The organism is Aquabacter sp. DMC10 (genome assembly GCF_056314145.1).
In genome coordinates this window covers 66216-91632 of the sequence record NZ_JBQUYX010000001.1, presented here as the reverse complement: position 1 = coordinate 91632, position 25417 = coordinate 66216, and the positions used below count along the sequence as shown (strand labels likewise).

The 25417-nt window shown below is 68.2% G+C and carries 22 protein-coding genes; 9 read left to right on the top strand and 13 right to left on the bottom strand.

All coding sequences use genetic code 11. The features are described from left to right. The first annotated feature begins 114 nt into the window (after window positions 1-114). Window positions 115-3219 (top strand): beta strand repeat-containing protein, encoded by a 3105-nt coding sequence (locus ACT54L_RS00395; RefSeq protein ID WP_476083559.1) that lies wholly within the window; start codon window positions 115-117, stop codon window positions 3217-3219. 104 nt (window positions 3220-3323) lie between these two features. On the opposite strand, the gene ACT54L_RS00390 is transcribed toward ACT54L_RS00395, so the two are convergent. From ACT54L_RS00390 to ACT54L_RS00380, 3 genes are all read right to left on the bottom strand, one after another. Further along, window positions 3324-4946, bottom strand: coding sequence for an ABC-F family ATP-binding cassette domain-containing protein (locus ACT54L_RS00390; RefSeq protein ID WP_476083558.1), 1623 nt, complete (start codon window positions 4944-4946; stop codon window positions 3324-3326). 83 nt (window positions 4947-5029) lie between these two features. Next, complete coding sequence (locus tag ACT54L_RS00385) at window positions 5030-6571, bottom strand: ATP-binding protein (protein ID WP_476083557.1); 1542 nt, start codon at window positions 6569-6571, stop codon at window positions 5030-5032. A 156-nt stretch (window positions 6572-6727) separates the two neighbouring features. Then, the gene (locus ACT54L_RS00380; RefSeq protein WP_476083556.1) at window positions 6728-8626 is read right to left on the bottom strand and encodes a heavy metal translocating P-type ATPase; all 1899 of its coding nucleotides are present in this window, start codon (window positions 8624-8626) and stop codon (window positions 6728-6730) included. 227 nt (window positions 8627-8853) lie between these two features. Between ACT54L_RS00380 and ACT54L_RS00375 the strand changes: the two genes are divergently transcribed. The 7 genes from ACT54L_RS00375 to ACT54L_RS00345 all read left to right on the top strand — a co-directional run bounded on the left by ACT54L_RS00375 (window position 8854) and on the right by ACT54L_RS00345 (window position 15421). After that, window positions 8854-9552 (top strand): TetR/AcrR family transcriptional regulator, encoded by a 699-nt coding sequence (locus ACT54L_RS00375; protein WP_476083555.1) that lies wholly within the window; start codon window positions 8854-8856, stop codon window positions 9550-9552. Between the two features lie 5 nt (window positions 9553-9557). Continuing rightward, window positions 9558-10790, top strand: a complete 1233-nt coding sequence (locus tag ACT54L_RS00370; protein ID WP_476083554.1) for a metal-dependent hydrolase family protein — start codon at window positions 9558-9560, stop codon at window positions 10788-10790. A 50-nt stretch (window positions 10791-10840) separates the two neighbouring features. Continuing rightward, entirely contained in the window at window positions 10841-12061 is a 1221-nt protein-coding gene (locus ACT54L_RS00365) for an ABC transporter substrate-binding protein (RefSeq protein WP_476083553.1), read from the top strand. Window positions 12062-12217: 156 nt separating this feature from the next. Then, window positions 12218-13084 (top strand): branched-chain amino acid ABC transporter permease, encoded by an 867-nt coding sequence (locus ACT54L_RS00360; protein ID WP_476083552.1) that lies wholly within the window; start codon window positions 12218-12220, stop codon window positions 13082-13084. After that, window positions 13084-13968 carry a branched-chain amino acid ABC transporter permease gene (locus ACT54L_RS00355; RefSeq protein WP_476083551.1) on the top strand — a complete coding sequence of 295 codons (885 nt, stop codon included), beginning with the start codon at window positions 13084-13086 and terminating at the stop codon, window positions 13966-13968. The genes ACT54L_RS00360 and ACT54L_RS00355 overlap by 1 nt, the downstream gene beginning before the upstream one ends. Next, entirely contained in the window at window positions 13965-14726 is a 762-nt protein-coding gene (locus tag ACT54L_RS00350) for an ABC transporter ATP-binding protein (RefSeq protein ID WP_476083550.1), read from the top strand. Before ACT54L_RS00355 ends, ACT54L_RS00350 begins: the two co-directional genes overlap by 4 nt. Then, the gene (locus tag ACT54L_RS00345) at window positions 14726-15421 is read left to right on the top strand and encodes an ABC transporter ATP-binding protein (RefSeq protein ID WP_476084389.1); all 696 of its coding nucleotides are present in this window, start codon (window positions 14726-14728) and stop codon (window positions 15419-15421) included. The genes ACT54L_RS00350 and ACT54L_RS00345 overlap by 1 nt, the downstream gene beginning before the upstream one ends. Before the next feature lie 10 nt (window positions 15422-15431). On the opposite strand, the gene ACT54L_RS00340 is transcribed toward ACT54L_RS00345, so the two are convergent. The 9 genes from ACT54L_RS00340 to ACT54L_RS00300 all read right to left on the bottom strand — a co-directional run bounded on the left by ACT54L_RS00340 (window position 15432) and on the right by ACT54L_RS00300 (window position 23271). Further along, complete coding sequence (locus tag ACT54L_RS00340; protein WP_476083549.1) at window positions 15432-15809, bottom strand: VOC family protein; 378 nt, start codon at window positions 15807-15809, stop codon at window positions 15432-15434. 67 nt (window positions 15810-15876) lie between these two features. Continuing rightward, window positions 15877-16575, bottom strand: coding sequence for a helix-turn-helix transcriptional regulator (locus tag ACT54L_RS00335; protein WP_476083548.1), 699 nt, complete (start codon window positions 16573-16575; stop codon window positions 15877-15879). A gap of 66 nt (window positions 16576-16641) precedes the next feature. Further along, the gene (locus ACT54L_RS00330; protein ID WP_476083547.1) at window positions 16642-17637 is read right to left on the bottom strand and encodes an alcohol dehydrogenase catalytic domain-containing protein; all 996 of its coding nucleotides are present in this window, start codon (window positions 17635-17637) and stop codon (window positions 16642-16644) included. A 25-nt stretch (window positions 17638-17662) separates the two neighbouring features. Next, window positions 17663-18421 carry an SDR family NAD(P)-dependent oxidoreductase gene (locus ACT54L_RS00325; protein WP_476083546.1) on the bottom strand — a complete coding sequence of 253 codons (759 nt, stop codon included), beginning with the start codon at window positions 18419-18421 and terminating at the stop codon, window positions 17663-17665. 9 nt (window positions 18422-18430) lie between these two features. Beyond that, window positions 18431-19744 (bottom strand): sulfopropanediol 3-dehydrogenase, encoded by a 1314-nt coding sequence (hpsN, locus tag ACT54L_RS00320; protein ID WP_476083545.1) that lies wholly within the window; start codon window positions 19742-19744, stop codon window positions 18431-18433. A gap of 44 nt (window positions 19745-19788) precedes the next feature. Beyond that, window positions 19789-20859 (bottom strand): ABC transporter substrate-binding protein, encoded by a 1071-nt coding sequence (locus tag ACT54L_RS00315; RefSeq protein WP_476083544.1) that lies wholly within the window; start codon window positions 20857-20859, stop codon window positions 19789-19791. Between the two features lie 49 nt (window positions 20860-20908). Then, a complete protein-coding gene (locus ACT54L_RS00310; protein ID WP_476083543.1) occupies window positions 20909-21697 on the bottom strand; it encodes an ABC transporter ATP-binding protein in 789 nt (262 codons plus the stop codon). Window positions 21698-21706: 9 nt separating this feature from the next. After that, entirely contained in the window at window positions 21707-22489 is a 783-nt protein-coding gene (locus ACT54L_RS00305) for an ABC transporter permease (protein WP_476083542.1), read from the bottom strand. Then, a complete protein-coding gene (locus tag ACT54L_RS00300; protein ID WP_476083541.1) occupies window positions 22486-23271 on the bottom strand; it encodes an ABC transporter permease in 786 nt (261 codons plus the stop codon). Before ACT54L_RS00300 ends, ACT54L_RS00305 begins: the two co-directional genes overlap by 4 nt. A 226-nt stretch (window positions 23272-23497) precedes the next feature. Between ACT54L_RS00300 and ACT54L_RS00295 the strand changes: the two genes are divergently transcribed. Then, a complete protein-coding gene (locus ACT54L_RS00295; RefSeq protein WP_476083540.1) occupies window positions 23498-24553 on the top strand; it encodes a LacI family DNA-binding transcriptional regulator in 1056 nt (351 codons plus the stop codon). 5 nt (window positions 24554-24558) lie between these two features. Here ACT54L_RS00295 and ACT54L_RS00290 read toward each other — a convergent pair whose 3' ends face one another. Next, the gene (locus tag ACT54L_RS00290; RefSeq protein ID WP_476083539.1) at window positions 24559-25275 is read right to left on the bottom strand and encodes an MIP/aquaporin family protein; all 717 of its coding nucleotides are present in this window, start codon (window positions 25273-25275) and stop codon (window positions 24559-24561) included. Between the last annotated feature and the right edge of the window lie 142 nt (window positions 25276-25417).

Genomic DNA, 25417 nt, shown 5'->3' with positions numbered 1-25417 from the left:
TCACCCATTTGGGTGATGTGCATTCCGCTTGGGCAATCAACCCTGCCCTTGGGTGACTGAGCCGGCGTCCGCCCGCTGATGCGGGTGGCGGGGCTCTTCAGGGGTGGGGTGGCCATGCTGTATGACTTGACGCGGACCGAACTGGTTCAGGGCGATCCGACGGAGAATTTTCCCGGGCTTACTGCGCTGGGCATGTCGGGCTCGGAGCAGGCTCAGATCATCGCCGCTCTGGAGGCGGCGGGCGTCTACAGCACCACCGACCCTGACGCGCGTGCGGCCGTGGACGTGAAGGCGGGTGTCACCAAAGACACCACCTTTGGCGGTGGGCCGGACGCGCTGATCTACACCAGCACGTCTTCGGTCACGGTGAATGTCCTTGGTTCTGGTGGCATCATCGCCACGAGCAACGGCAACGACAGCATTTCGAGCTTCGGCCCCGACAATGTGCTGATCGCCGGTGCGGGCAATGACACGGTTTACGCGGGCAGTGCCGACGACCTGGCTTCTAACGTCGCAGTGGATGCGCGCGGCAACACGCTCTACGGCGGCGAGGGAGACGACGTGGTCGCGTCCCGGGCCGGGGCACTGGCCTTCAATCCAGAAACCAATTCCAGGGACATCAACATTCTGAACGGCGACGGCGGGGATGATGTCCTTTATGCGCTCCAGTCGGGCAACATCTTCTATGGAGGAGAGGGCAATGACACTCTGACTGCAGGGCTTGCTTCGAGTGAAGCGCCTGTGGCCGGTGATACTCTTTATGGTGGCGCCGGGGATGATCTCTTGACCGGCGCCTCTGGGCCGACTTGGCACGTCATCAACGGTGCCACGGTGGTGGGCGGCGCCGTGATTTATGGTGACGAGGGCAACGATACTTATCTTGGTCAGCCCCTGGATTCCATCTTTCGGCCGTTTGCAGGTAATGACACGGTTTATGGCGGCGTCGGCAATGATCTCCTGAATGCCAACGTAGGCGTGAATGTCCTTTATGGTGACGGCGGTAATGATGAGATCTACAGCGCTGAGCAGGCGGCCACCGGATCAAGTGTTTTCGGCGGCGTCATCTTTGGCGGAGAGGGAAATGATTCAATCCTTCTCCGTGGGGGTGAGGTTACGGTGTATGGCGGTGCGGGAGATGATAATATAGTTGGCGGGACCGTCACCTCTGCGAAGTGGCAGATTTTTGGTGACGACGGCAACGATTCCATCCGGGCCCTGAACGGAACGGGCGTCATCTTCGCCGGCTCCGGGTTTGATCAAATCATAGGCTCCGCCGGGGCTTCCATCACGGCCTATGGCGGTGAAGGCGCCGACTTCCTCAGCGGCGGCGGTGGGTTCTCGCGCCTCTATGGGGATGCCGGCCTCGACCGCATGGAAGGGATCGGAAACAGCACCCTGTACGGCGGATTTGACGCGGACACCATGTCCTCCACCGGCGGAGACATTCTTTACGGCGATGCCGATGCGGATGTGATCAATGTCGGGGCGGGTGCGACGGGTGTGGCGACGGTCTATGGCGGTGATGGTGGAGATTCCATCACGTCATCCTTGCCGGCTGGCGGCATCTTTTACTCGGGTAATCTTCTCTATGGTGATGCCGGTGCCGATACCATTGCCGGCGGGGTCGGATCGGACACGATTTATGGCGGAAGCGACGCCGACCAGCTTTCGGTGTCCCGCGGGTCCAATTTTCTCTATGGGGACACAGGTGCCGACACCATGCTCGGTGGCCTGGATACGACGCCTGGCGCACAGGACACGCTTTATGGCGGCGAGGGCAACGACCAACTGAGCAGCCGCACCACCCACGCCCTCATGGAGGGCGGCACGGGCGCCGACACCATCGCCGGCGCGAGCGGCGCGGATACCATCTTCGGCGGCGACGGCAATGACCTGATCTGGGTGACGCTGGGCAGCAACATCCTCTATGGCGACGCCGGCATCGACGTGATCACCGGCAGCGCCCAGGCGGGGGGCATCGATACCCTCTATGGCGGCTTCGGCGACGACATTCTGGCCAGCCGCGCGGCGGCCAGCCTGCTTTATGGCGATGACGGCAATGACCAGGTGAGCGGCGCCAGCGGGGCCGACACGCTTTATGGCGGCCTCGGTAATGACGAGGTCTGGGTCACCCGCGGGAGCAATATCCTCTACGGGGAGGCGGGCGTCGACTTCATCCGCACTGGCACCGTCGCGGTGGCAGGCGCGGTCGACACCGTCTATGGCGGTTCCGATGGCGACAATATTGCCTCCAATCTGAACGGCACGCACGCCGTGCTCTATGGCGATGCCGGAGCCGACACCGTCGTGGGGGCGAGCGGCCAGGACACCCTTTATGGCGGCGAGGATGCCGACCTCATATGGGTGAATGGCGGCTCCAACCTGCTCTATGGCGACGCCGGCAATGACAGCCTGGCGGGTGGCCTGGATGCCACGGGCACGGATACGCTTTATGGCGGGCTGGGCAATGACAGCGTCGTCACCCAGGAGTTTGGCTCCCATGGCCTCCTTTATGGCGGCGAGGGCGCCGATACGCTGGTGGGCGGCAGCGGCGCCGATACCCTCCATGGCGATGCCGGCGAAGACCTGATGTGGGTGAACGGCGGCTCCAACCTGCTCTATGGCGAAGCCGGCAACGACACGATCACCGCCTCGGTCACAGGGCCGGCGGGCGGCATCGACACGCTTTATGGCGGCGGGGGGGAGGACGAACTGATCGGCAGCCTCAGCCCCAACGCCATGCTGGCCTATGGCGGGGCGGACGCGGACAGCCTCGTGGGTGGCGCCACCAATGCCACGCTCTATGGCGGCGAGGGTGACGACAATCTCTGGACCTCCGTGGCCGGAACCCACCTCATGTATGGGGATGAGGGCAACGACATCCTGTCGGTGGCCGGGGGCAGCAATACGCTTTATGGCGGCGAAGGAAGCGACCGCTTCTTCGTCTCGGCTCCCGGTGCCACCAGCATGTCTGGCGGCGCTGGCGATGACGAGGTCACGATCCTTGCCAAGGGCGGCAACGGCTCCGTCGATGGCGGTGCGGGCGACGACTGGGTGTGGTTCAAGGCCTATGGGCTGGCGGAGGTGCAGTCTCACAGCCTCGCCGATGGCATCACCACCATCACCTTCGCGGATGGGGCGGTCTATACGGTCAGCGAGGTGGAGGTGGGCTCCTTCGGTGCCAATGGCGATACCGTGGCCTTCAATTCCTGGTCTTAAGGTTTGGGGCGCGTTGGGGGGCGCCCATACGCCCCCGCAGCGCGCCGCCCTTCGCTAAAGTGTATGAGCGCGAGACCCTGCGGGTTCCGCGCGGCAGGTTGGCCTCAATGCCGCAGGCCCGGGGCTTCCTGGCCGGTGCGGGCCACATATTCGGTATAGCCGCCGCCATATTGGTGCACGCCCTCCGGCGTCAGCTCCAGCACCCGGTTGGAGAGGGCGGCGAGGAAGTGCCGGTCGTGCGAGACGAACAGCATGGTGCCCTCATATTCGGAGAGGGCCGCGATGAGCATTTCCTTGGTGGCGATGTCCAGATGGTTGGTGGGCTCGTCCAGCACCAGGAAGTTCGGCGGGTCATAGAGCATCTTGGCCATGACGAGCCGCGCCTTCTCGCCGCCGGACAGCACCCGACAGCGCTTCTCCACGTCGTCGCCTGAAAATCCAAAGCAGCCGGCCAGCGTGCGCAGCGAGCCCTGGCCGGCCTGGGGGAAGGCGTCTTCGAGCGTCTCGAACACGGTCCGCTCGCCCTCCAGCACGTCCATGGCATGCTGGGCGAAATAGCCGAGCTTGACGCTGCCGCCCACGGCCACCGTGCCCTGGTCGGGCGTGGTGGTGCCGGTGACGAGCTTCAGCAAGGTGGACTTGCCGGCGCCGTTGACGCCCATCACGCACCAGCGCTCGCGCCGGCGCACATGGAAGTCGAGGCCCTCATAGATGACCTTGCTGCCATAGGCCTTGTGGACATTCTTCAGGCTTGCCACGTCCTCGCCGGAGCGGGGCGCGGGCAGGAACTCGAAGGCAACGGTCTGGCGGCGACGGGGCGGCTCCACCCGGTCGATCTTCTCCAGCTTCTTCACTCGGCTCTGCACCTGCGCCGCATGGGAGGCGCGGGCCTTGAACCGCTCGATGAAGGCGATCTCCTTGGCAAGCATGGCCTGCTGGCGCTCGAACTGGGCCTGCTGCTGCTTGTCTGCCATGGCCCGCTGCTGGGCATAGAATTCATAGTCGCCAGTATAAGTGGTGAGCGAGCCGGCGTCGATTTCCACCACCTTGTTGACGATGCGGTTCATGAAGGCCCGGTCATGGGAGGTCATCATGAGGGCGCCGTCATAGCCCTTCAGGAAGTCCTCCAGCCAGATGAGGCTTTCAATGTCCAGATGGTTGGAGGGCTCGTCCAGCAGCATCACGTCGGGGCGCATGAGCAGGATGCGGCCGAGCGCCACCCGCATCTTCCAGCCGCCGGAAAGCTTGCCCACGTCCCCGTCCATCATCTCCTGGGAAAAGCCGAGGCCGGCCAGCACCTCGCTGGCTTTGCCCTCCAGGCCATAGCCGCCAAGGGATTCAAAGCGCGCCTGCACCTCGCCATAGCGCTCCACCAGGGCATCCATCTCATCGGCCCGGTCGGGGTCGGCGAAGGCGTGCTCCAGCTCGCGCAGTTCTGCGGCGACTTCGCTCACCGGGCCGGCGCCATCCATGGCTTCCGCCAGCGCGCTCTTGCCGGACATCTCGCCCACATCCTGGCTGAAATAGCCGATGGTGATGCCGCGATCCACGGACACCTGCCCCTCGTCGGGCAGCTCCTCGCCGGTGATGAGCCGGAACAAGGTGGTCTTGCCGGCGCCGTTGGGACCCACGAGGCCGATCTTCTCGCCCTTGAGCAGCGTCGCGGACGCCTCGATGAAGACGATCTGCTTGCCGTTCTGCTTGCTGATGGAATCGAGACGGATCATGCGCGCGCGAAATCCCGAGTGGATGCTGCAGCGCGATTAGGCCATTTGCGGCGCCGGGGGAAGGGCGAAGGGCACCCTTCGCCTCACTCGGCGGCGGAGGGCTGGGGCTCTGGCGCGCCGGGGGCGGCATTGGGATCGCCCGGTTCGGTCTCCCAGGCCAGGCCTGGAATGGCGACGATGCGACGGCCGCGGCCGTCAAGCCGGGTCACGATCACCTGCCGCTCTTCCATATAGGCCAGGAGGCGCCGGGCCCGGCCCGGCGAGCGGCTGCCATAGGCACGGGCCACCTCCGCATCGGACGGGCAGGGGCGGCGGTCATGGGCGGCGCGGGCGAGCGAGAGGAACACGCCCTGCATGTCCTCCGGCAGGGCGCTGGCCATGGTGATGACTTCCGCCCAGGGGGAATCCTCGGCTTCCGCCTCGGCAATGTCGATGCCCGCATGGGCCACCGCGAGGCGACGCCGGAAGGCGGACAAGGAGAGCGCCTCGCCCCCCACGCGGCGGATGCGGCAGCGCACCAGGAAGTCCTGGTAGAGAACGGCGATGGTGCGGAAGCCCGCATCGGGTTCGGCCAGGATCTCGCGCAAGGCGGCATCGATGGCGGCCTGGCGCTGTTCCGGCGAAAGCGTGGGCACCGGGGTGGGCGGCTCGGGCGCCGGCGGCGGCGCGGCCGGCGTGGTGCGGGCGAGCTGGGCCAGCACGTCGGCGGTGGGCGCCACCGGCGGCGGGCGGCGCGGCACCAAAAGCCGGCTCTCGTCGGCGCCCGGCGTGAAGATGAGGTCGTGCGCCTCCTCGCCCGAGGCAGGGCCCGGCAGCGGCAGGAGCTTGGGGCTGGTGGAGCGGGCGGAGGTTTCCACCGGGCCGATGCGCACCGGCAGGGGACGGCGGGCCATGGCCGGGCCGAGGGCGACGAAGTTGCCGCTCTCCAGGTCCCGGAACATCTCCGCCTGCCGGCGCTCCATGCCCAGCAGGTCCGCGGCGCGGGCCATGTCGATGTCGAGGAAGGTGCGGCCCATGAGGAAGTTGGAGGCTTCCGCGGCCACGTTCTTGGCAAGCTTGGCCAGGCGCTGGGTGGCGATGACGCCGGCCAGCCCTCGCTTGCGGCCGCGGCACATGAGGTTGGTCATGGCGCCCAGCGAGACCTTGCGCGCCTCGTCCGACACTTCGCCTGCGGCGGCGGGGGCGAACAACTGCGCCTCGTCCACCACCACGAGCATGGGATACCAGACGTCGCGATCCGCATCGAAGAGCCCGCCCAGGAAGGCGGCGGCGGCGCGCATCTGCTGCTCGCTGTCCAGGCCCTCCAGGTTCAGCACCACCGAGACGCGGTGCTGGCGCACCCGTGCGGCGATGCGCTGAAGGTCCGCCTCGCCCCTCTGGGCGTCGACCACCACGTGGCCGAAGCGGTCGGCCAGGGTGACGAAATCGCCCTCAGGGTCAATCACCGCCTGCTGGACCCAGGGGGCGCTCTGTTCCAGGAGACGGCGCAGGAGATGGGACTTGCCCGAGCCCGAATTGCCCTGCACCAGCAGGCGGGTCGCCAGCAATTCCTCCAGGTCCAGCACGGCCGTGCCTCCGCCGGAGCGGGTGCCGAGGTCGATGGACACCTTTGCGGGCGCCGTCATCGGGCGGGGCGTCCTGCGGGGGAGGGGTGGCAGATCATGGGGTCACTCATATCGATTCGCGCCGGGGGTTCAACTGCGCGGCGGCGCGCATCTGTGTCTGGATGAGGTAATTTGGCACCGCAGATGGGCGCGTCCGCCCGCAAGGCCTTGCCGCGCCTAGACATCCTCGATGGGAATTCTCAGCAGCTTGACCGAGTTCAGGAACACCAGAATGTCCGGCCCGAGGTGCAGGAGTGCCGCCTCCACCGGGCCGATCCAGCCCAGCAGCGCGGCCGTGATGCCGGCCACATGGACCACGCCCACGCCGAAGACGAGGTTTTCCTTGATGGTGCGGTAGGCCCGCCGGGCGATGGCGCGGGCGCTGACGATGCGCATGAGATCGTCGGTCATCAGGGCGATGTCGGCGGCCTCCAAGGCGGCCTGCGTGCCTCCGCTGCCCATGGCGATGCCCACATCCGCCCGCGCCAAAGCGGGGGCATCGTTGATGCCGTCGCCGATCATGGCGACGCGGGCGCCCTCTTTCTGGAGCGTGGCGATGGCGCTCACCTTGTCCTGCGGGCGAAGGTTGGCGCGCACGTCGTCGAGGCCCAGCTCCGCCGCGACGGTCGCTGCCGTAGCGGCATTGTCGCCGGTGAGCATGACCAGGCGGCGGACGCCCGTGGCCCGCAGCCGGCTCAGCGCCTCCCGCGCATTGGGGCGGATGGTGTCCGCGATGAGGATGGCGCCGACGAAGCGCCCGTCCACGGCCACATGCAGGGGGGTGCGGCCGCCCTGTTCCACCGGCGCGTCGAGGGTGACGCCGTGTTCCCGCAGCAAGGCCGGATTGCCCACCAGCACCGCCCGCCCGCCGATCACCGCCTTCACGCCGCGCGCGATGATCTGCTCGTAGTGGTCCGGCTCGGCGACAGGCAGGCTCAGTGCCTCCGCATGGGCCACCACCGCCTCGGCGAGCGGATGAGCCGAGCGCCGGTCCGCCGCCGCCGCGAGGGCGAGGATCTCCGTCTCGCCGAAGGCGGGATCGCGCACTTCGATGCCGACCACCCGGGGCTGGTTGGCGGTGAGCGTGCCGGTCTTGTCGAACACCATGGTGTCGACCTTGGCGAGGCTCTCCAGATAGATGCCACCCTTCACCAGGATGCCGCTGCGCGCCGCGCGGGCGATGGCGGCGATGATGACGAGCGGGGTGGCGAGCCCCAGCTCGGCGGGCGAGGTGAAGATGAGCAAGGTGACGATGGTGCGCACGTCGCGGGTATAGGCATACACAGCCAGCAGGAAGATGAGCACCACCGGGATCAGCCAGGCCGCCACCTTGTCGGTGAGCTTCTGCACCGGCGCCTGCTCCTCGCCTGCGCTTTCCACCAAGGCGACGATGCGGGCGAAGGTGGTGTCGGTGCCCACTTGGGCGGTGCGCACGTCAAGCGCGCCGGCGACAAGAATAGTGCCGGCATAGACGCCATCCTCGGCCGCCTTGTCCTTCGGCACGCTCTCGCCGGTGATGGGCGCCTCGTCCACGGAGCCCGTGCCCGCCACCACGGTGCCGTCCACCGGAATCTTCTCGCCCGCCCGTACCAGCACCACGTCGCCAGGGCGCAGGGTTTCGATGGGCACGGCATGTTCGCCGTCCGCCGCGCGGACGAGGGCGGTCTGCGGCACCGAGCCGACGAGGTCGCGGATGGAGGCCCGCGCCCGGTCCATATTCAGGTCGGCGATGAATTCCGCGATCAGGATGATGACCATCAAGATCGCGCCGGCCACCGTCTCGCCGCCGATGAGGGCGATCACGGTGGCGATGGTGACGAAGATCTCGGTGCCGATCTTGCGTTCGTGGATGAGGTCATGGAGCCCGATCCGCACCAGCGGATAGAGCCCGATGGCCACCGCCAGCCACAGCGCCTCGATGGGGATCAGCGCGCGCCAATAGAGCAGGGCCGCCACGCCCGCGAGGGCGATGCGGGCGAGGGCGAACCAGCGCTCGGGCGTCATCAGCTCGGACCAGCGCGCCGACGATGGCGCCGACGAGGGCGCCGCTGCGGCGGGGGAGGGCGGAACGCTCATGGGTCGTGCCTCGCAGCGTCTTATCGGGCGATGTGCCTGCGCCTTCCGCATCTGGATAGCAGGATGGCGGCGCCGGGCAATGTGCGCCCTGCCGCAGGCCGGTTTTCAGGCACGCGCGCCAGGTGCCGCAATCCTGGGCAAATGCCCCTTGGGCGTGCAGATATAAACAGACTTGACTGTTTGTAAGTGTGGTGCCTTGCTATGCCGGCAATGGATGGGGGGCGAGGGTGGCGCAGCGCAGACGATCCCAGCATGAGCGGACGGCGGAGACCTCCGCGCGCCTGCGCCATGCCACCATCGACCTGCTGCACGACCAGGGCTTCTCGCGCCTCTCCACCCCCCAGATTGCCGCCCAGGCGGGCGTCTCGCGGGGGGCGCTGACGCATCATTTCTCCAGCAAGGAGGAATTGGTGACCGACGCCATCAACGACATGCTGGAGCGTGTCACCGTCGACCTGCATCGTTTCGCCGAGGATTTTTCCGCGCGCGGCGGGTCGAGTGATGAGATCGTCGACTATATCTGGCAGATGATGTCGGACCGGCTGTTCTATGTCACCATGGAATACTTGCCGGAAGCCCGTCACAATGGCGAATTCAAGGAACGCCTCATCCCGGTGGTGAAGAAGTTCCATGCCGGGCTCGATGCCGTCTGGATGGCGCTGGCCGACCGGCGCGGGGCGGATGCCGCCCACACCCGCACGGTGATGAACGCCACCATGTGCCTGGTGCGCGGCATGATCGCCCAGACCGTGCTGCGCGAGGACCCTTCTTACTATCGGGAGATGCTGTCCTTCTGGAAAACCCAGGTGGCCGCCCAGTTTCCCGAGGAGCGGGTGCCCGCTCCCCCTTCCGCCGACATCCCCGCCCGGCCCGCCAAGGCCGGCGCCGCCCGCGCCCCGCGGGCGAAAGCGACAAACCGGAGCTGACCCCCATGGCCTTTCTCTTCACCAATGCCCGCATCGTCGACGGCACCGCACCCGAGCGCGGCGCGCCGGTGGACGTGCTCGTGGAGGGCGAGCGCATCACGGAGGTGGCGCCGAAGATCAGCGCGGCGGCGGCCGAGGTGGTGGATCTGAAGGGCCGCACCCTCATGCCGGGCCTCATCGACGCTCACGTGCACACCATCGCGTGCCTCGCCGACCTCGGCGCCAACGCCAAGCTGCCGGATAGTCTGGTCGCCGTGCGCGCCATGAAGCTCCTTGGCGAAATGCTCATGCGCGGCTTCACCACCGTGCGCGATCTGGGCGGTGCCGATCGCGGCCTGAAGGTGGCGGCGGCCGAAGGCTTTTTGGCCGCGCCGCGCATGGTCATCTGCGGCAAGGCGCTCAGCCAGACCGGCGGCCATTGCGACTTCCGCGGCCCCTATGACGACCGCGAGACGCCCCGCACCGGCTTCCGGCTGGGCGCGCTCGGCCGCGTGGTGGACGGCGTGCCGGAAATGCGCCGCGCTGCCCGCGAGGAAATCAAGGGCGGGGCCGACTTCATCAAGATCATGGCCAATGGCGGCGTGGCCTCGCCCACCGATCCCATCCATTTCCTCGGCTTTGCCCGCGAGGAATTGCTGGCGGTGGTGGAGGAGGCGGAGAATGCCGGCACCTATGTTTCCGCCCATCTCTATACGGATGAAGGCATCCGCCGGGCGGTGGAATGCGGCGTCCATTCGCTGGAACACTGCAATCTCATCCAGGCCGACACCGCCAAGTTGGCCGCGCAGAAGGGTGCCATCGCGGTGCCCACGCTTGTGACCTATGACAAGCTGGCCTCCGAAGGCGCGGCCATGGGTTTCCCGGCCGGCTCCATCGCCAAGATCGACAGCGTCCGCCTCGCCGGCATGGAATCCATCTCCATCATGCGCGAGGCGGGCCTTCCCATGGCCTATGGCTCGGACCTGCTGGGCGAGATGCACCGCCACCAATCGGAAGAGTTCGTCATCCGTGGCCGCGTCCTGCCGGCCCACGAGGTGATCGCCTCCGCCACCACCGTCGCGGCCAAGCTGCTGCGCATGGAAGGCCAGATCGGCACCATCGCCGCCGGCGCCTTCGCCGACCTCATCGTGGTGGAGGGCGACCCGCTGGCGGACCTCTCCCTGCTCACCGGCCAGGGCCGCCACATGCCGCTCATCATGAAGGGCGGCGCCTTCGTCAAGTCGACCCCGCTCGCCTGAACCAACAAGACCTCCAGACCCAAGAACTGCAAACCAAAGGGAACACGACCGTGACTCTTTCCCGTCGCCAGACGCTCGCGGGCCTTGCAGGCACGCTTCTTCTCCCAGCGCTCTCGCGCGGTGCGTTCGCCCAAGCGGCGACGTTCCGCATCGGTGCGCTGAACCCCGTCACCGGCGCCGGCGCCCCGTATGGCTCCGGTATGCAGAAGATGATCCTCGCCGCCGCCGAGATGGTGAACGGGGCGGGCGGTGCCGGCGGGCGCACCCTCGAAGTCTCCGCCGAGGACGACCAGACCCAGCCGCAGGCGGCGGTGCTGGCGGCCAAGAAGCTCATCGAGGTCAACAAGGTGCAGGCGATCCTCGGCACCTGGGCCTCCGGCGTGTCGCTGGCGGTGGCCCCGCTGACCAATGATGCCGGCCTCATCCTGATGCACACGTCCGGCGCGCCGGCCCTTTCCGTGCCCCCCGCCAATGCCAAGGGGCTGCTCTATCGCTTCCAGGCCACCAATGACCGCTTCGGCCGCGCCTTTGCGGAAGTGGCGAAGAAAGAGGGCTTCAAGCGGCCGGCCACCATGGCCTTCAACAATGCCTCCGGCATCGGCAACACCGAGGGCTTCAAGAAGGCCTGGGAGGCGCAAGGCGGCAAGGTGGTGGCCGAGGTGGTCTATGAGCCCAACCAGCCGAGCTATCGCGCCGAATTGCAGAAGGTGCTGGCTGCCAAGCCCGACGTGATCGTCATGGGCTCCTATCTCGCCGACACCACCATCATCCTGCGCGAATGGTTCCAGACGGGCGAGACCACCAAGTTCATCATCCCCGCCTGGGCGGCGAACCCGCAATTGGTGCAGGCGCTGGGGCCGGAGGTGACGGAAGGCATCATCGCCGTCGACAGCATCTCCAACGAGGGCTCCGAGGCCTTCAAGGCCTATGACGCGGCCTACCAGAAGGCCATGGGCCAGTCGGGCCTGTCCAACGTCTATGCGGCCATGACCTGGGACATGGTTGTGGTGCTGGCGCTCGCCATGGAGGCCGCCGGCCCCAATGCCGACGTGGCCGCCATCGCCGCCAAGCTGCGCGAGGTGGCCGGTCCCGGTGGCAAGCCGGTCTCCACCTTCGCGGAAGGCAAGGCGGCGCTGAAGGACGGCAAGATCGACTATCAGGGTGCCTCGTCCATCCTCGATTTCGACCAGTATGGCGATGTAACGCCGGACTTCTCGGTCTCCTTCGCCTCCAAGGGCAAGATCGAGCGCAAGTATGTGGTGAAGCTCTGATCTGACGTGAGGGGGCCGGCCGCTCCTTTCGGCCGGCCCCCCATCGCCTTTCCCTGTGCCGCCCGCCTCGCGCGGGACGAGGACCTTGCCCGTGATTTCGTGCCTTCTCCCGCGCCGCCGTGGCGCACGCCCTCGCGCCCGCTCCGTGAGCCGCTCATGAGCGGCTTTCTGGAGCTCGCCATTTCCGGCCTCATGTCCGGGCTCGTCATCGGGCTCGCGGCGCTGGCGCTGACCCTGGTGTTCGGCGTGGCCCGCTTCGCAAATGCGGCGACGGGGGATTTCATGACCTGCGGCGCCTATGCGGCGCTCGCGGGCTTTGCCGCCACCGGCTCCATGGTGCTGGGCAGCCTGGTGGGGCTCGCGGCCGGCGCGCTGGTGGGCGTGCTCTCCTATCTCCTGGTGTTCCGGGTGCTGGAGGGCCGTGCTTCGGTCTCGGCGCTGCTTGCTTCCATCGGCGTCGGCTTCGTCATCCGCGCGGTGCTCGGCCTCATCTATGGCCACGGGCAGCAGGTGTTCCAGCTGCCCCTGGTGCGGCCCTGGCGGGTCTATGACCTGCGCATCCAGCCCAATGACCTGAAGATCGGTATCGCCGCCCTCGCCACCCTAATGGTGGTCTTCCTCATCCTGCACGCCACCCCCATGGGCCGGCGCATGCGGGCGGTGGCGGATGATCCCATGCTGGCGCGGGTGTCGGGCATCGCGCCGCGCAAGGTGATGCTAGGGCTCTGGGCGCTGGGCGGCGCAGTGGCGGCGCTTGCCGGCGTGCTGCTGGGCATCAAGACGGTGGTCTCGCCGGAAATGGGCTGGGAGATGCTGATCCCCGTCTTCGCGGCGGCGGTGCTGGGCGGCATCGGCCATCCCGTGGGCGCGGTGGTGGCGGGCGTGCTGCTGGGCGTGCTCCAGGAGATCGCCACGCCTTATGTGGGCTTCACCTACAAGCTGGCGCTCGCCTTCGTGGTGCTGCTCATCGTGCTTCTGGTGCGGCCCAAGGGCCTGTTCGGCCGGGTGGAGGGGGTGCGCTGATGGACGCCTATCTGATCGCCATCGCCATTATCGGCGCCATCTATGTGCTGCTCGCGCTGGGGCTGAACCTGCAATATGGCCTCACCGGCATCGTCAATTTCGGCCATGTGGGCTTCTTCTGCGTGGGCGCCTACACCACCGCCATCCTGTCCACCCATTCCCTGTCCATGCTCGTGACCTTCCCGCTCGCCGCGCTCATCGCCATGCTGGCGGCCTGGCCGCTGGGCCTTGCCAGCATCCGCCTGCGGGAGGACTATTTCGCCATCGTCTCGCTGGGCTTTTCTGAAGTTGTGCGCCTCGTCGTCACCTCCGAGCGCTGGCTCACCCAGGGCGTGCAGGGCATTCCCGGCATCCCGAAGATGTTCGGCATGTTCTCTGGCACCACCCAGGCCCTGGCGGTGCTCGGCCTGCTGGTGGTGCTGAACCTGCTGGCGGTGGCCGCCATGGTGCGCATCGTGCGCTCGCCCTTCGGCCGCATGATCGAGGCCATCCGCGATAATGAGGAGGCGGTGAAGGCGTTGGGTAAGGACCCTGCCGGCTTCAAGATCCAGGTGCTGGTTTTGGGCGCCGGGCTCGCCGGCATCGCAGGCGCGGTCTATGCCCATTATATCGGCTACATCTCCCCCGACCAGTTCGTGCCGCTGATGACCTTCCAGGTCTGGATGGCCATCATCATGGGCGGCGTGGGCCGCATTTCCGGGGCGCTGGTGGGCGCGCTCCTGCTGATGGTGTTCCTGGAGGGCTCCCGCTTCCTGCGTGACCTCATGCCTTTCATTTCGGAAGTGGCCATGGCGAGCGTGCGCCTCGGCGTCGTCGGGCTCGCCCTTGTCCTTTTCACCATGTACCGCCCGCAAGGCCTGATGGGGGATTTCACCCGCAAATGAGCCTCTCCATCCAAGGACTGACCAAGGCCTATGGCGGCCTGCGCGTGGTGGACGATGTCCGCTTCGAGGTGCCCACCGGGGCACTGGTGGGCGTGATCGGGCCCAATGGGGCGGGCAAGTCCACCCTCTTCTCTCTCGTCACCGGGTTCCTGGCGGCGGATGCCGGCGACGTGGCCTTCGAGGGCCGCGCGCTTGGCCGCGCCAACCCCATGGAGCGGGCGCGCGCCGGCATGGTGCGCACCTTCCAGGTGCCACGGGAATTCGGTCATCTCACCGTGCGCGAGAACCTGATGGCCGCGAGCCCCGGGCAGGCGGGGGAGGGGCTCCTCTCCGCCTTCTTCCGGCCGGGCCTCGTGAAAGCGCAGGAGGCCCGCATCGCCGAAAAGGCGGAGGAGACCATTGCCTTCCTGCGCCTCCAAAAGGTGGCGGACCTGCCCGCCGGGCGCCTGTCCGGCGGCCAGAAGAAGCTGGTGGAACTGGGCCGCGCTTTGATGACCGGCGCCCGCATGATCCTGCTGGACGAGCCCTTTGCCGGCGTGAACCCGGTGCTGATCGAGGAATTGTCCCTGCGCATCCGCGAACTGAACGGCCGGGGCATCGGCTTCCTCATCATTGAGCACGATCTGCCGGCGCTGAACCGCCTCGTCTCGACCTTGCATGTGATGGATCGCGGTCGCCTCATCGCCTCCGGCACGCCAAGTGAAGTTCTGGCCGATCCCAAGGTGCGGGACGCCTATCTTGGGGGAGCGGCCGCGTGATGCTGACCATCGAAACCCTCGCCGGCGGCTATGGCGAGGTGAACATCCTCAACGGCATCGACCTGACCCTTGCGGCGGGGGAGATCCTCACCGTGGCTGGCACCAATGGCGCCGGCAAGTCGACGCTGGCCAAGGCGGTGGTGGGGCTGCTGCCGCGCGTCACCGGCCGGGTGCTGCTTCAGGGGCGGGACATCACCCATCTGCCCGCCGAGGCGCGGGCCCATGCGGGCATCGGCTATGTGCCGCAGGTGTCGAACGTGTTCCCCTCCTTGTCCATCCGCGACAACCTCGCGGTGGTGGAAGGGGTGCGCGACAAGGCGGCCCGCATCGACGAGATGTTCGCGCTGTTCCCGGCTCTGGCCGAGCGGCGGCGGGCGCGGGCCGGCAGCCTGTCGGGCGGCGAACGCCAGCAGCTTGCCTTCGCCCGGGCGTTGATGACGCGGCCGGCGGTGATCGTGCTCGACGAACCCACCGCCGCCCTGTCCCCCGCCAAGGTGGATGAGAGCTTCGCCCGCATCGCGGCCCTGGCCGGGACAGGGACGGCGGTGTTCCTTATAGAGCAGCGCGCTCGGCAGGCGCTGGCCATCTCCCATCGCGGCGCGGTGCTGGATGGCGGCAAGGTGGCCCTGGAAGGCCCCGCCGCCGACCTCCTCACCGACGAGCGAGCGGCCAAGCTCTATCTCGGGCAGGCCTGAGCGCTCCCGCTCAGGCCGCTTCGGGCGCCAGCGCATAGACCCGCAGCCAGTGCCCGTCGGGATCGGCAGCGACGAAGCTGCGGCCGAAATCCAGATCCGTCGGCGGCAGAAGGATACGGGCGCCCTTGGCAACCCAGTCCGCATGGGTGGCATCCACGGCGGCGGCATTGGCGAGGCTGAGGCCGATCTCGCCCCCGCCCACGGGCGCCGGAGCGGCCGGCGTCACGCCGTCCCGCCGCCAGAGCCCGAGGCCCGTGCCGGTGGGCAGGCGGAAGAAGACGAAGGTGGAGCTCTCCTCCAGCGGCGCGATCCCCAGCAGCCGGGCATAGAAGGCCCCGCTCGCCTGCGCGTCGGCCACATGGAGGAGGAGGGAGGTGTTCACGAACATGGTGGGTTCCCGTCATTGAGACGGGCGCACCCTATGGGAGCCTGCTGTCAGTTTCTGGCAGTAGGGTTTATCCGTCCATGGATGGCGGAAGACCCTGCTGCGCCCGCCATTCCCGCAGCAGCACCTGGCGGCGGCGGGGATAACGCTCCTCCCGCATCTGTGCTCCCATCAGTCGATCGGTGCGGAAACTGCGGAAGTCCTCCCGCATTTCGCACCAGCCCAGCAGGACGCGGGCGTGATCGAAATAAGCCAGTGCGAACGGCCAGATGATGCGCTGCGTGCGGGTGCCGGATGCATCTTGATAGGCGATGGAGAGCTTGCGTTCCGCCCGGATGGCCGCGCGCAACAGGGCCTGCTCCACCATGTGCTCAGGCTGGGGTGCCGCCGGCCCCACCAGCAAAGGCGAGGGCAGGGTGGCCGGATGGAAGTCGGGCGGCAGCACGGCCAGGATGCGGGAGAGGGCACGCCCTGCCGCCGCGCGCAGGGCCTCGTCCCCCCGGTTCGTCACCCATTTCATGCCCAGCATCACCGCCTCCATCTCCTCGGCGGAGAACATGAGCGGCGGCAGCAGGAAGCCGGGTTTCAGCACATAGCCCACCCCCGCTTCGCCCTCGATGGTCGCACCTTGGGCCTGGAGGCTGGCGATGTCGCGATAAAGGGTGCGCAGGCTCACGCCGGTCTCGTCCGCCAGCACTTTTCCGCTCACCGGGCGGCGGTGGCGGCGCAGGACATCGAGAAGCAGGAGCAGGCGTTCGGAGCGGGACATGGCCGGATTCACACGGAGGAGGCCGCCCGATCATGGCAGCCCCCATCGCCCCGCGCCACCGACAGCCTAAAGGCGCAGCACGATCTTCGCCGCCGCCGTGCGTCCGGCATCGATGTCGGCGAAGGCCTGCGGGCCCTCGGCGAGGGGGCGTTCCTCGATCCAGTCCAGCGCCCCGAGCCGGCCGGAGGCGAGCGCATCCACCGTCGCCCGGAAATCGGCGGGGGTGTAGCAATAGGTGCCGGTGATGATGATCTCCTGCAAGGTGATCCGCCGCACGTCGAAGCCCGCTTCCCCCGGCAGAAGGCCCGCGTGCACGATGACGCCGCCCGGCCGCACCAGCCGGCTCGCGGCGGCACGCGTGGCCTCCGCGCCCACCGCATCGATCACGAGGTCGATGCTGCCGTCGGCCGGTTCGTCTCCACCGCCCGGCGCATAGCAGAGGAAGTCGCCGGCCCGCCGCACCGTCTCGCGCCGGCCCCCGTGGGGCTCGGCCAGGAAGATGCGTGCCGCGCCCTGCATGCGCAGCACCAGAGCGGCGGCAAGGCCGATGGCGCCGCCCCCCAGCACCAGGCAGCGCGCGGCGGGCAAGGGCTGGCCCAGCAGGCGCGCGCCCGCATTGACCGCGTGATAGGACACCGCCACGGGCTCCGCCAGCGCCGCATGGGCGATGGGCAGATGCTCCGGCACCGGCACCAGGTTCCGCTCGGGCACCCGCACCAGTTCCGCGAAAGCACCGGGGCGGGGCGGCATGGAGAGGATCTGGCGGGAGGCGCACAGATGCGGCCGCCCGGCCTCGCAGATGGGACAGATGCCGCAGGTCACCAGAGGATTGACGGTCACCCGCTCTCCCGCCCGCGGCCCGGAGGCGATGCGCCCCGCCGCCTCGTGGCCCAGCACCAAGGGCGCGGGGCGGCGGGCATCGTGACCGTGATAGGCATGCATGTCCGACCCGCAAATGCCCACCGCTTCCACCCGCACCAGAACCTCGTCATTGCCGGGGACGGGCTCGGGCTCGGTGCGCAGTTCGAGGCTGTGGGGGCCGGTATAGACCAGGGCTCTCATTGGGGATGTCCGCTCACGGGTGCGTTCATTTGGCGGTGAAGCCGCCATCCACCGCCAGCACCTGGCCGGTGACATAGGCCGAGGCGTCGGAGGCGAGGAAAACGGCGGGGCCCACCAGGTCCTCCAGCCGGCCGTTGCGGCCGATGGCGGTCTGGGCGGCATTGGCGCTCGCGCGGGCCTCGTCCTCGAACACGGCCTGCGTGAGGGCGGTGGGGAAGAAGCCGGGCGCGATGGCATTGCAGGTGATGCCGTGGCGCGACCAGGCTTCCGCCGTCGCCCGCGTGAGCTGGGCCACCGCGCCCTTGGCGGCCCCATAGGGCGCGGAATTGGGGAAGGCGCGGAAGGATTGCAGCGAGGCGATGTTGAGGATGCGCCCCCAGCCCCGCTCCGCCATGCCCGGCGCCAGATCCCGTGTCAGCAGGAAGGGCGCGCGCACATGCACCGCCATGTGCAGGTCGAAGGCATCCGCGCTGACTTCGCCGAAGGGCTGGCGCAGATTGATGCCGGCGGCATTCACCAATATGTCCACCGCCCCCGCATCACGGGCGAGCGCCTCGGCGGCGCCGGGGGCGGCAAGGTCGGACACCAATGCGGCGGCGGTGATGCCGTCGCGCTGGAGATCATCCACGGCGGCGTCCAGTTCCGCCGCGCGCCGAGCGGCGAGGATGACCCGCGCGCCGGCCTTGCCGAGGGCGGCACCGATGGCCAGTCCGATGCCGGAACTGCCGCCGGTCACAAGGGCCGTGCGGCCCGTCAGGTCGAAGAGGGACGACAAGGCGAACATGGCTTCCCCTCAGGCGTCCACCGCCGCGCCCATGTCGAAATTGTGCCCCGGGAAGTATTTGGCGAGGCGCTGGTCGCCGGTGCGGGCGTGGGCCTCCATGCCTTCCAGGCGCGAGATGCGGGCGGTGACCTGGGCGATGGTCTTGCAGCCCTCGCGGGTCATGCGCTGCCAGGTGAGGGGTTTGAGGAACTTGTGCACCGACAGGCCGGCCGAATAACGGGCGGCGAACTTGGTGGGCAGGATGTGGTTCGGCCCCGACGTCTTGTCGCCGAACGCCACGGTGGTCTCCTCGCCGAGGAACAGCGAGCCGTAATTGGTCAGGTTCTCCAGCCACCAGTCGAGGTCGGCGGCGTGGATCTCCAGATGCTCGCTGGCATAGCGGTCTGAGACGTCAACCAGTTCCTCGCGGGTGTCGCACACGATCACCTCGCCATAGTCGCGCCAGGCGGCGGAGGCGGCATCGCGGGCGACGGGGGGCAGCTCGGCAATGAGCGCGGGCACATGGGCCATCACCGCCTCGGCCACCGCGCGGGAGGAGGTGAACAACCAGGCGGGGCTTTCATGGCCATGCTCGGCCTGCCCCACCAGGTCCACCGCCACCATCAGCGGGTCGGCGGTCTCATCGGCGATCACCGCCACCTCGGAGGGGCCGGCGAACACGTCGATGCCCACCTTGCCGAACAGCATGCGCTTGGCCTCGGCCACGAACTTGTTCCCGGGGCCGACAATGATGTCCGCCGGCTTGCCGGTGAACAGGCCGAAGGCCATCGCCGCGATGGCCTGGACGCCGCCCAGCGTCATCACCATGTCGGCGCCCGCCACCTTCATGGCATAGAGCACATAAGGGTGGATGCCCTGGCCCCGATAGGGCGTGGAGCACGCCACCACCGTCTTCACGCCCGCCGCCTTGGCGGTGGCGATGGACATGTAGGCGGAGGCGATATGGGCATAGCGGCCGGTGGGCACATAGCAGCCGGCCACGTTGCAGGGCACCAGCTTCTGCCCGGCGGTGAGGCCGGGCATCAGGTCCACAGAGAAGTCCCGCACGCTGTCGCGCTGGGCCTCGGCGAAGCGGCGCACCTGGCCTGCCGCGAAGGTGATGTCGCGGCGGATGGCCTCCGGCACCTCGGCGGCGCGGCGGTCCATCTCCTCGGCGGTGACGAGGATGGGACCGTCCCATTTGTCGAGCTTCAGCGCATAGTCCCTCACCGCGTCTTCGCCGCGCCGCTCGATCTCCGCCAGCATGGCGGTGACCACGTCCTGCGCGGTGCCGGTCTCGGTCTCCGGCGTCTTGCTCGCCCGCTTCAGATACGCGATAGCCATCTCACATACTCCATTGCGCGCGCTGCGCGTCCGGGCTTGCGGCCTCAGTTGGTCTTGTCGAATTCGGTGGCGAAGGCCTTGAGCTTGGGATCGGCGGCCACCTTCTTCATGAAACTGTCGTCCACGTAGCTCTTGGGATCGGGCGCGGAGGGCAAGGTGCCCACCTCGGCCATGAAGCCGCCGATGCGCGCCAGCCAGCCGTCAAATTCCGAGGCGCCCTTGGCGCGGTCCATGAGCGCGACCTGCTGGGCGAGGGAATAGGTGGGCCGCAGCGCGAATTCCTGGTCGATGGCCGCGTCCGAGGCTTCCACGCCGCCGACGGCATAGAAGCGCTTGGTCATTTCGCGGGCTTCCTTCGGGTGCGCCTTGGCCCAGCCCCAGCCGCGCACATAGACCGCCAGCACCTTGGCCACATCGTCCGCATTGTCCTTGGCGAAGGCGGGGCGCACCACCAGCGCTCCGGGCACCATGGCGCCGGCATCGGCGCCCGAGCAGAGCACCTTGGCGCCGGCCTTTTCCTCCAGCGTGTAGGTATTGGGCGCCCAGACGCCGGACACTTCGCCATTATTGGCCATCACGGCCGAAATGATCTGCGCCTGGCCGAGATTGACGAACTGCATGTCGGAGGATTTGAGGCCCCATTTGGCAAGGCAGGCGCGGGCGGCATAATCCACCGTGGAGTTGGTGGTCAGCAGCAGCTTCTGGCCCTTCAGCTGGGACGGGTCCTTGGTGATGGCGGCGACCTTGTCGGCGCGGGTCATCATGGCATTGGTCTTGGATTCGTCATTGGTGATGCCGGCGGTGACGAGGCCGAAGCGGGAGGCGCCGAGCACCGCCGGCACCGAGCCCGTGCCGCCCACGTCCCACGATCCCGCCTGCGCCGCCGCCACCTGGGGCGCGCCCGCCGGGAAGGTGACGAAAGACGGGTCGAGGCCCACCTCCTTCCACCACCCCTTCTCGGTGGCGATGTAGAAGGGCAGCGCCCAATAGAGGGAAGGCTGGTAGGAGATGTTGATCTTCTTCAGCGTCTGCGCCTCCACGGCCGGGGCGCCGAGGCCGATGGCGCAGGCGAGCGCGGCGGCCAGAAGGGTCCTCTTCGTCGTCGTCGTCGTCATGGCGGGTTTCCTCCTGTGGCGCCGGTGGTCCGGCTTTGTGTTCCGGCGCTCAGTGATCGGCGCCGGCCTTTTCCTCGCGAAGCGACTTCCAAATGTGGGTGCGCAGGTGGACGAAGGATTCCAGGTCCATCACGTCCTCGATGCGGCTGTAGCTGTCCCAGCGTTCCGCTTCGCGCACCGACTTCACGTCGATGATTTCCTTGATGCGGCCCGGCCGGCGGGTCATGACGGCCACACGGTCGGCGAGATAGACCGCCTCCTCCACCCCATGGGTGATGAAGAGGACCGTGCGCGGATTGAGCCGGGCCAGGCGCACCAATTCTTCTTGCATGACCACCCGGGTCTGGGCGTCCAGCGCGCCGAAGGGCTCGTCCATGAGCAGCACCTGCGGGTCGAGCACATAGGCGCGGGCGATGGCGACGCGCTGCTGCATGCCGCCGGACAATTGGTGGGGGTAGGCCTCTTCGTAGCCGTTCAGGCCGATCATGGCGATGGCGTCGGCCACGCGCTGGCGCCGCTCGGCGGCAGGCACATTCTTGTTGCGCAGGCCGAGCTCGATATTGTCGGTGACGGTCTTCCAGGGAAACAAGGCAAATTGCTGGAACACCACGGCCCGGTCCGGCCCCGGCCCCGTCACCTCGCTGTTGCCCACCAGGACACGGCCGGAGGAGGGGAATTCAAACCCGGCGGCGAGGCGCAGGCACGTGGTCTTGCCGCAGCCGGAGGGGCCGACGATGGCGACGAACTCCTTGTCGGCCACATTCAGGTTGATGTCGTCCAGCGCCTTGACGTGGCCGCCGAAATCCTTGCCCACGGCATCGAAGCGGATGCTGCTCATTTCTTCCTCTCAAGCTCCGCCCAGGCGGCGATGAATGCGCGCTTCCAGCGTGCGCAGGGCGACGTCGATGAGGACGCCGATGAAGCCGATGGCGGCCATGCCGACCATCACCGTCGTGGTGGAGACCGCGCCCTGGGCCTGCACCATCATGAAGCCCACCCCGGTGGAGGCGACGATCAGCTCGGCACCCACCAGCGACTGCCAGCCCAGCCCCGCGCCGATGCGCAAGCCGGCGATGATGGAGGGCACCGAGGCCGGCAGCAGCACTTCCAGGATGATGCGGTGGCTCGGCGTGCCCAGCATTTCGGCGGCCTCGAGGTAGCGCGGATCCACGTGCCGGGCGCCGCGATAGGCGTTCAGCAGGCAGGGCGGAAAGGCGCCGGAGAAGATGATGAGCACTGGCCCGCCAAAGCCCGTTCCGAACCAGAGCGCCGCGAACGGCACCCAGGCGATGGGGGCGATGAAGCGCAAGGCGTCGAAGATGGGCGAGACGATGTCGTCCAGCAGACGGAAGCGCCCCATCATCAGACCCAGTGGCACGCCCACCGCCACCGCCAGCAGATAGCCGGCACCGAAGCGCTGGAGGGAGGAGAGCAGATGGGCCGGCAAGGTGCCGCCGGCAAATTGGGCGGTGAGGAGATCGACCAGCCGCCGCGCCACATCCAGCGGGCCGGGCAGGAAGGTGGGGGCGACGAGGCCGCTCGCCGAAAGGGCGGCCCAGAAGGCGAAGAAGCCGACAAGACCGACGGCGCCAAGCGCCATGCGGCTAGAGGGAGCAAGGGTCGCATTCATGCCGCGGCTCCCCGCACGCGCACCCAGGTCAGGGTCCGCCGCTCAACGGTGGCCAGCAGCGCCGTGGTGAGCGCGCCGAACACCGCCACGCTCGCCATCCCCACCAGGATCATGCCGGGATAAAGGTCCTGCTGGGCGAGGTTCAGGAGGTGGCCGAGGCCAGCGAGCGCGCCCACCAGTTCGGCGGCAACCAGGGTGGTCCAGCTCGCCTGGAGGGAGAGGCGCAGGCCCGTGAAAATCATGGGCGCGGAGCCTGGCACCAGAACTTCCCGCACGAAGCGCCAGCGGGGCGTGCCGAGCATGCGGGCGGCCTCGATCAGCGGCCGGGGAATGGACTTCACGCCCGCCTGGGTGTTGATGACCGAAGGCACAAAGGCGGCGAAGAAGATCACCATGATCTTGGCGGCATCGCCCAGGCCCAGCCAGAGGATGGCGAGCGGAATCCAGGCCAGCGGCGGGATCGGGCGCAGCAGCATGAAGACCGGGTTCAGCAGGGCTTCCGCCACCGCGCTCCAGCCCATCAGCAGGCCGAGCGGCACGCCCACCGCGATGGAGCAGAGGAAGCCGAGGGTCACCAGCTTCAGCGAATGGACCACATGCACCAGGAGGGTCGCATCCCCATAGCCGCGGGTGAGCGCCTGACGCGCGGCGATAAAGGTGTCGCCGGGCGTCGGGAAGCGGCCCGGCGAGATCATGCCGGTGACGCTGGTGAACACAAACCATGCCGCAGCAAGAGCAGCGAGCGTCGCCACTCCCACCACGGCCCGTCGTCCGAGCCGCATGGACGTCCTCCCACATGTCGGCGCTCCATCTGCGGGAGCGTTGGCGCGGGACCGCTCTGCGGCGGTCTATGAAAGCGCTTACATGACGCTATCATCCCGGGCCGGCCTGTCAAGGCGGCTCACAGCAAGTGCGGTGAGAAATTTCTTGTCCCCGTGGGTGGAAGCAGGTCAGATAAGGATGAAAGCGCATTCATGCGCTGATGCACCGCAGCAGGAGGGGACGCCCATGCCCCCGAGGACGAAGGCAACGCTGGAGGATGTGGCCCGGCTCGCCGCCGTCTCCACCGCCACCGTCTCGCGGGCCCTGTCCCATCCCGACCTGCTCCAGCCGGACACCCTGGAGCGGGTGCGCTCCGCCATTGCCCGGCTCAATTATGTGCCCGGCGGCGCCGCCCGTGCCCTCGCCTCGGGCAAGACGCTCACCATCGGGGCGGTGGTGCCGACCCTTGACCACGCCATCTTCGCCCGCGCCATTCAGGCCATGCAGACGGAACTGGCGGCCAATGGCTACCAGCTTCTGGTGGCGGCCAGCGACTATGTGCCGACGCTGGAGGCCGCCGCCGTGCGGGCCATGCTGGCGCGCGGCGTGGACGCGCTGATGGTGGTGGGCGCGGACCATCTGGACGAGACATGGTCGCTGCTCACCACGTCCAGCGTCCCGGTGGTGCTGAGCTGGTCCTTCGATGCCCGCCTGCCCTCCATCGGCTTCGACAATCGCGCCGCCGGCCGGCTTTTGGCCGAGCACCTGCTGGCGCTGGGCCATCGGCGCTTCGGCATGATTTCCGGCCACCTGCGCGCCAATGACCGCGCCCGCATGCGCGTGGAGGGCGTGCGCGCCGCCCTGGCGGAACGGGGGCTCGAACTCACCCCCTCCCAGATCATCGAGACTTCCTTCACCTTGGCCGGCGGGCGGGCCGGCCTCGTGGAACTCATGGGCCGGGCGCAGTCGCCCACGGCCGTCATCTGCGGCAACGACCTCCTGGCCGCCGGCGCCCTGCTGGAGGCTCAGGCCAGCGGCCTTGGGGTGCCGGAGGCCCTTTCCATCGTCGGCATCGACAATCTGGAGATCGCCGCCCACCTGACGCCGCCCTTGACCACCGTGCACCTGCCGACCACGGAACTGGGGCGCGCGGTGGCCGATCATCTGCTCGCCCGGCTGAAGGGCGAGGCACGCCCGGCGCGGCTGGAACTGCCCATCGAGTTGGTGGTGCGGCGTTCCGCCGGCCCGCCCAGGGAGGCGCAGGTGCCGGACGCGTCCCGCGCCCAGCCGGCCGGCGGCTAGACCGCTCAGGCGCCGTCGCGGGCGAGTATGCCGCTCTTGAACAGGAGACCGGCCGCCGCCGCGCCCAGCATGGGGGCGAGGATGAACAGCCAGACTTGGCCGAGCGCCTGGCCATTGCCGGCGGCCCCCACCAGGGCCGGGCCGAGGGAGCGGGCGGGATTGACCGACACGCCGGTGATATTGATGCCGAAGATGTGGATGGCCGTCAGCGTCAGGCCAATGGCGAGGCCTGCGAGGCCGTGGACATGGGTGGGATTGCCGGTCTGCGTCACGCCCAGGATGGTCACCAGGAACAGGAAGGTGGCCACCAGCTCAAACACGAAGGCCGATCCAAGATTGTAGCCGCCCAGATAGCCCGGCCCCCAGCCATTCTGCCCCAGCGCGCCCGGCGTCCAGCCCGCGCCCTTGCCGGAGAGGATGATGTAGAGGACGAACGCCCCGGCAAGGGCACCCAGCACCTGCGCCACCGCATAGGTGACGAAGTCCCGGGCCGACATGCGACCCGCCAGGAGCACGCCGAAGGACACCGCCGGGTTCACATGGCAGCCCGAGATGGGGCCGATGCCATAGGCCATGGCCACGATGGCAAGGCCGAACGCGAAGGCGATGCCGAGGACATCGATGGCGGTAGCCCCCGTCCCCATGCCGCCCACCACTGCCGCGCCACACCCGAACAGCACCAGGGTAAAGGTGCCGATGAACTCCGCCACCGCCTTCTTCATCTCGTGTCCCCCCAGGGAGTCTTTGCCGCCTCGGACGGGCGGCGGGGCTCACGCTAGAACGGCAAGCTTGGACTTTACACTTACGGTTTTGTAAGCCGTCCCGCCTGCGGCCGTGCCGAGGCCTGCAGGAAAGGCAAGGGTG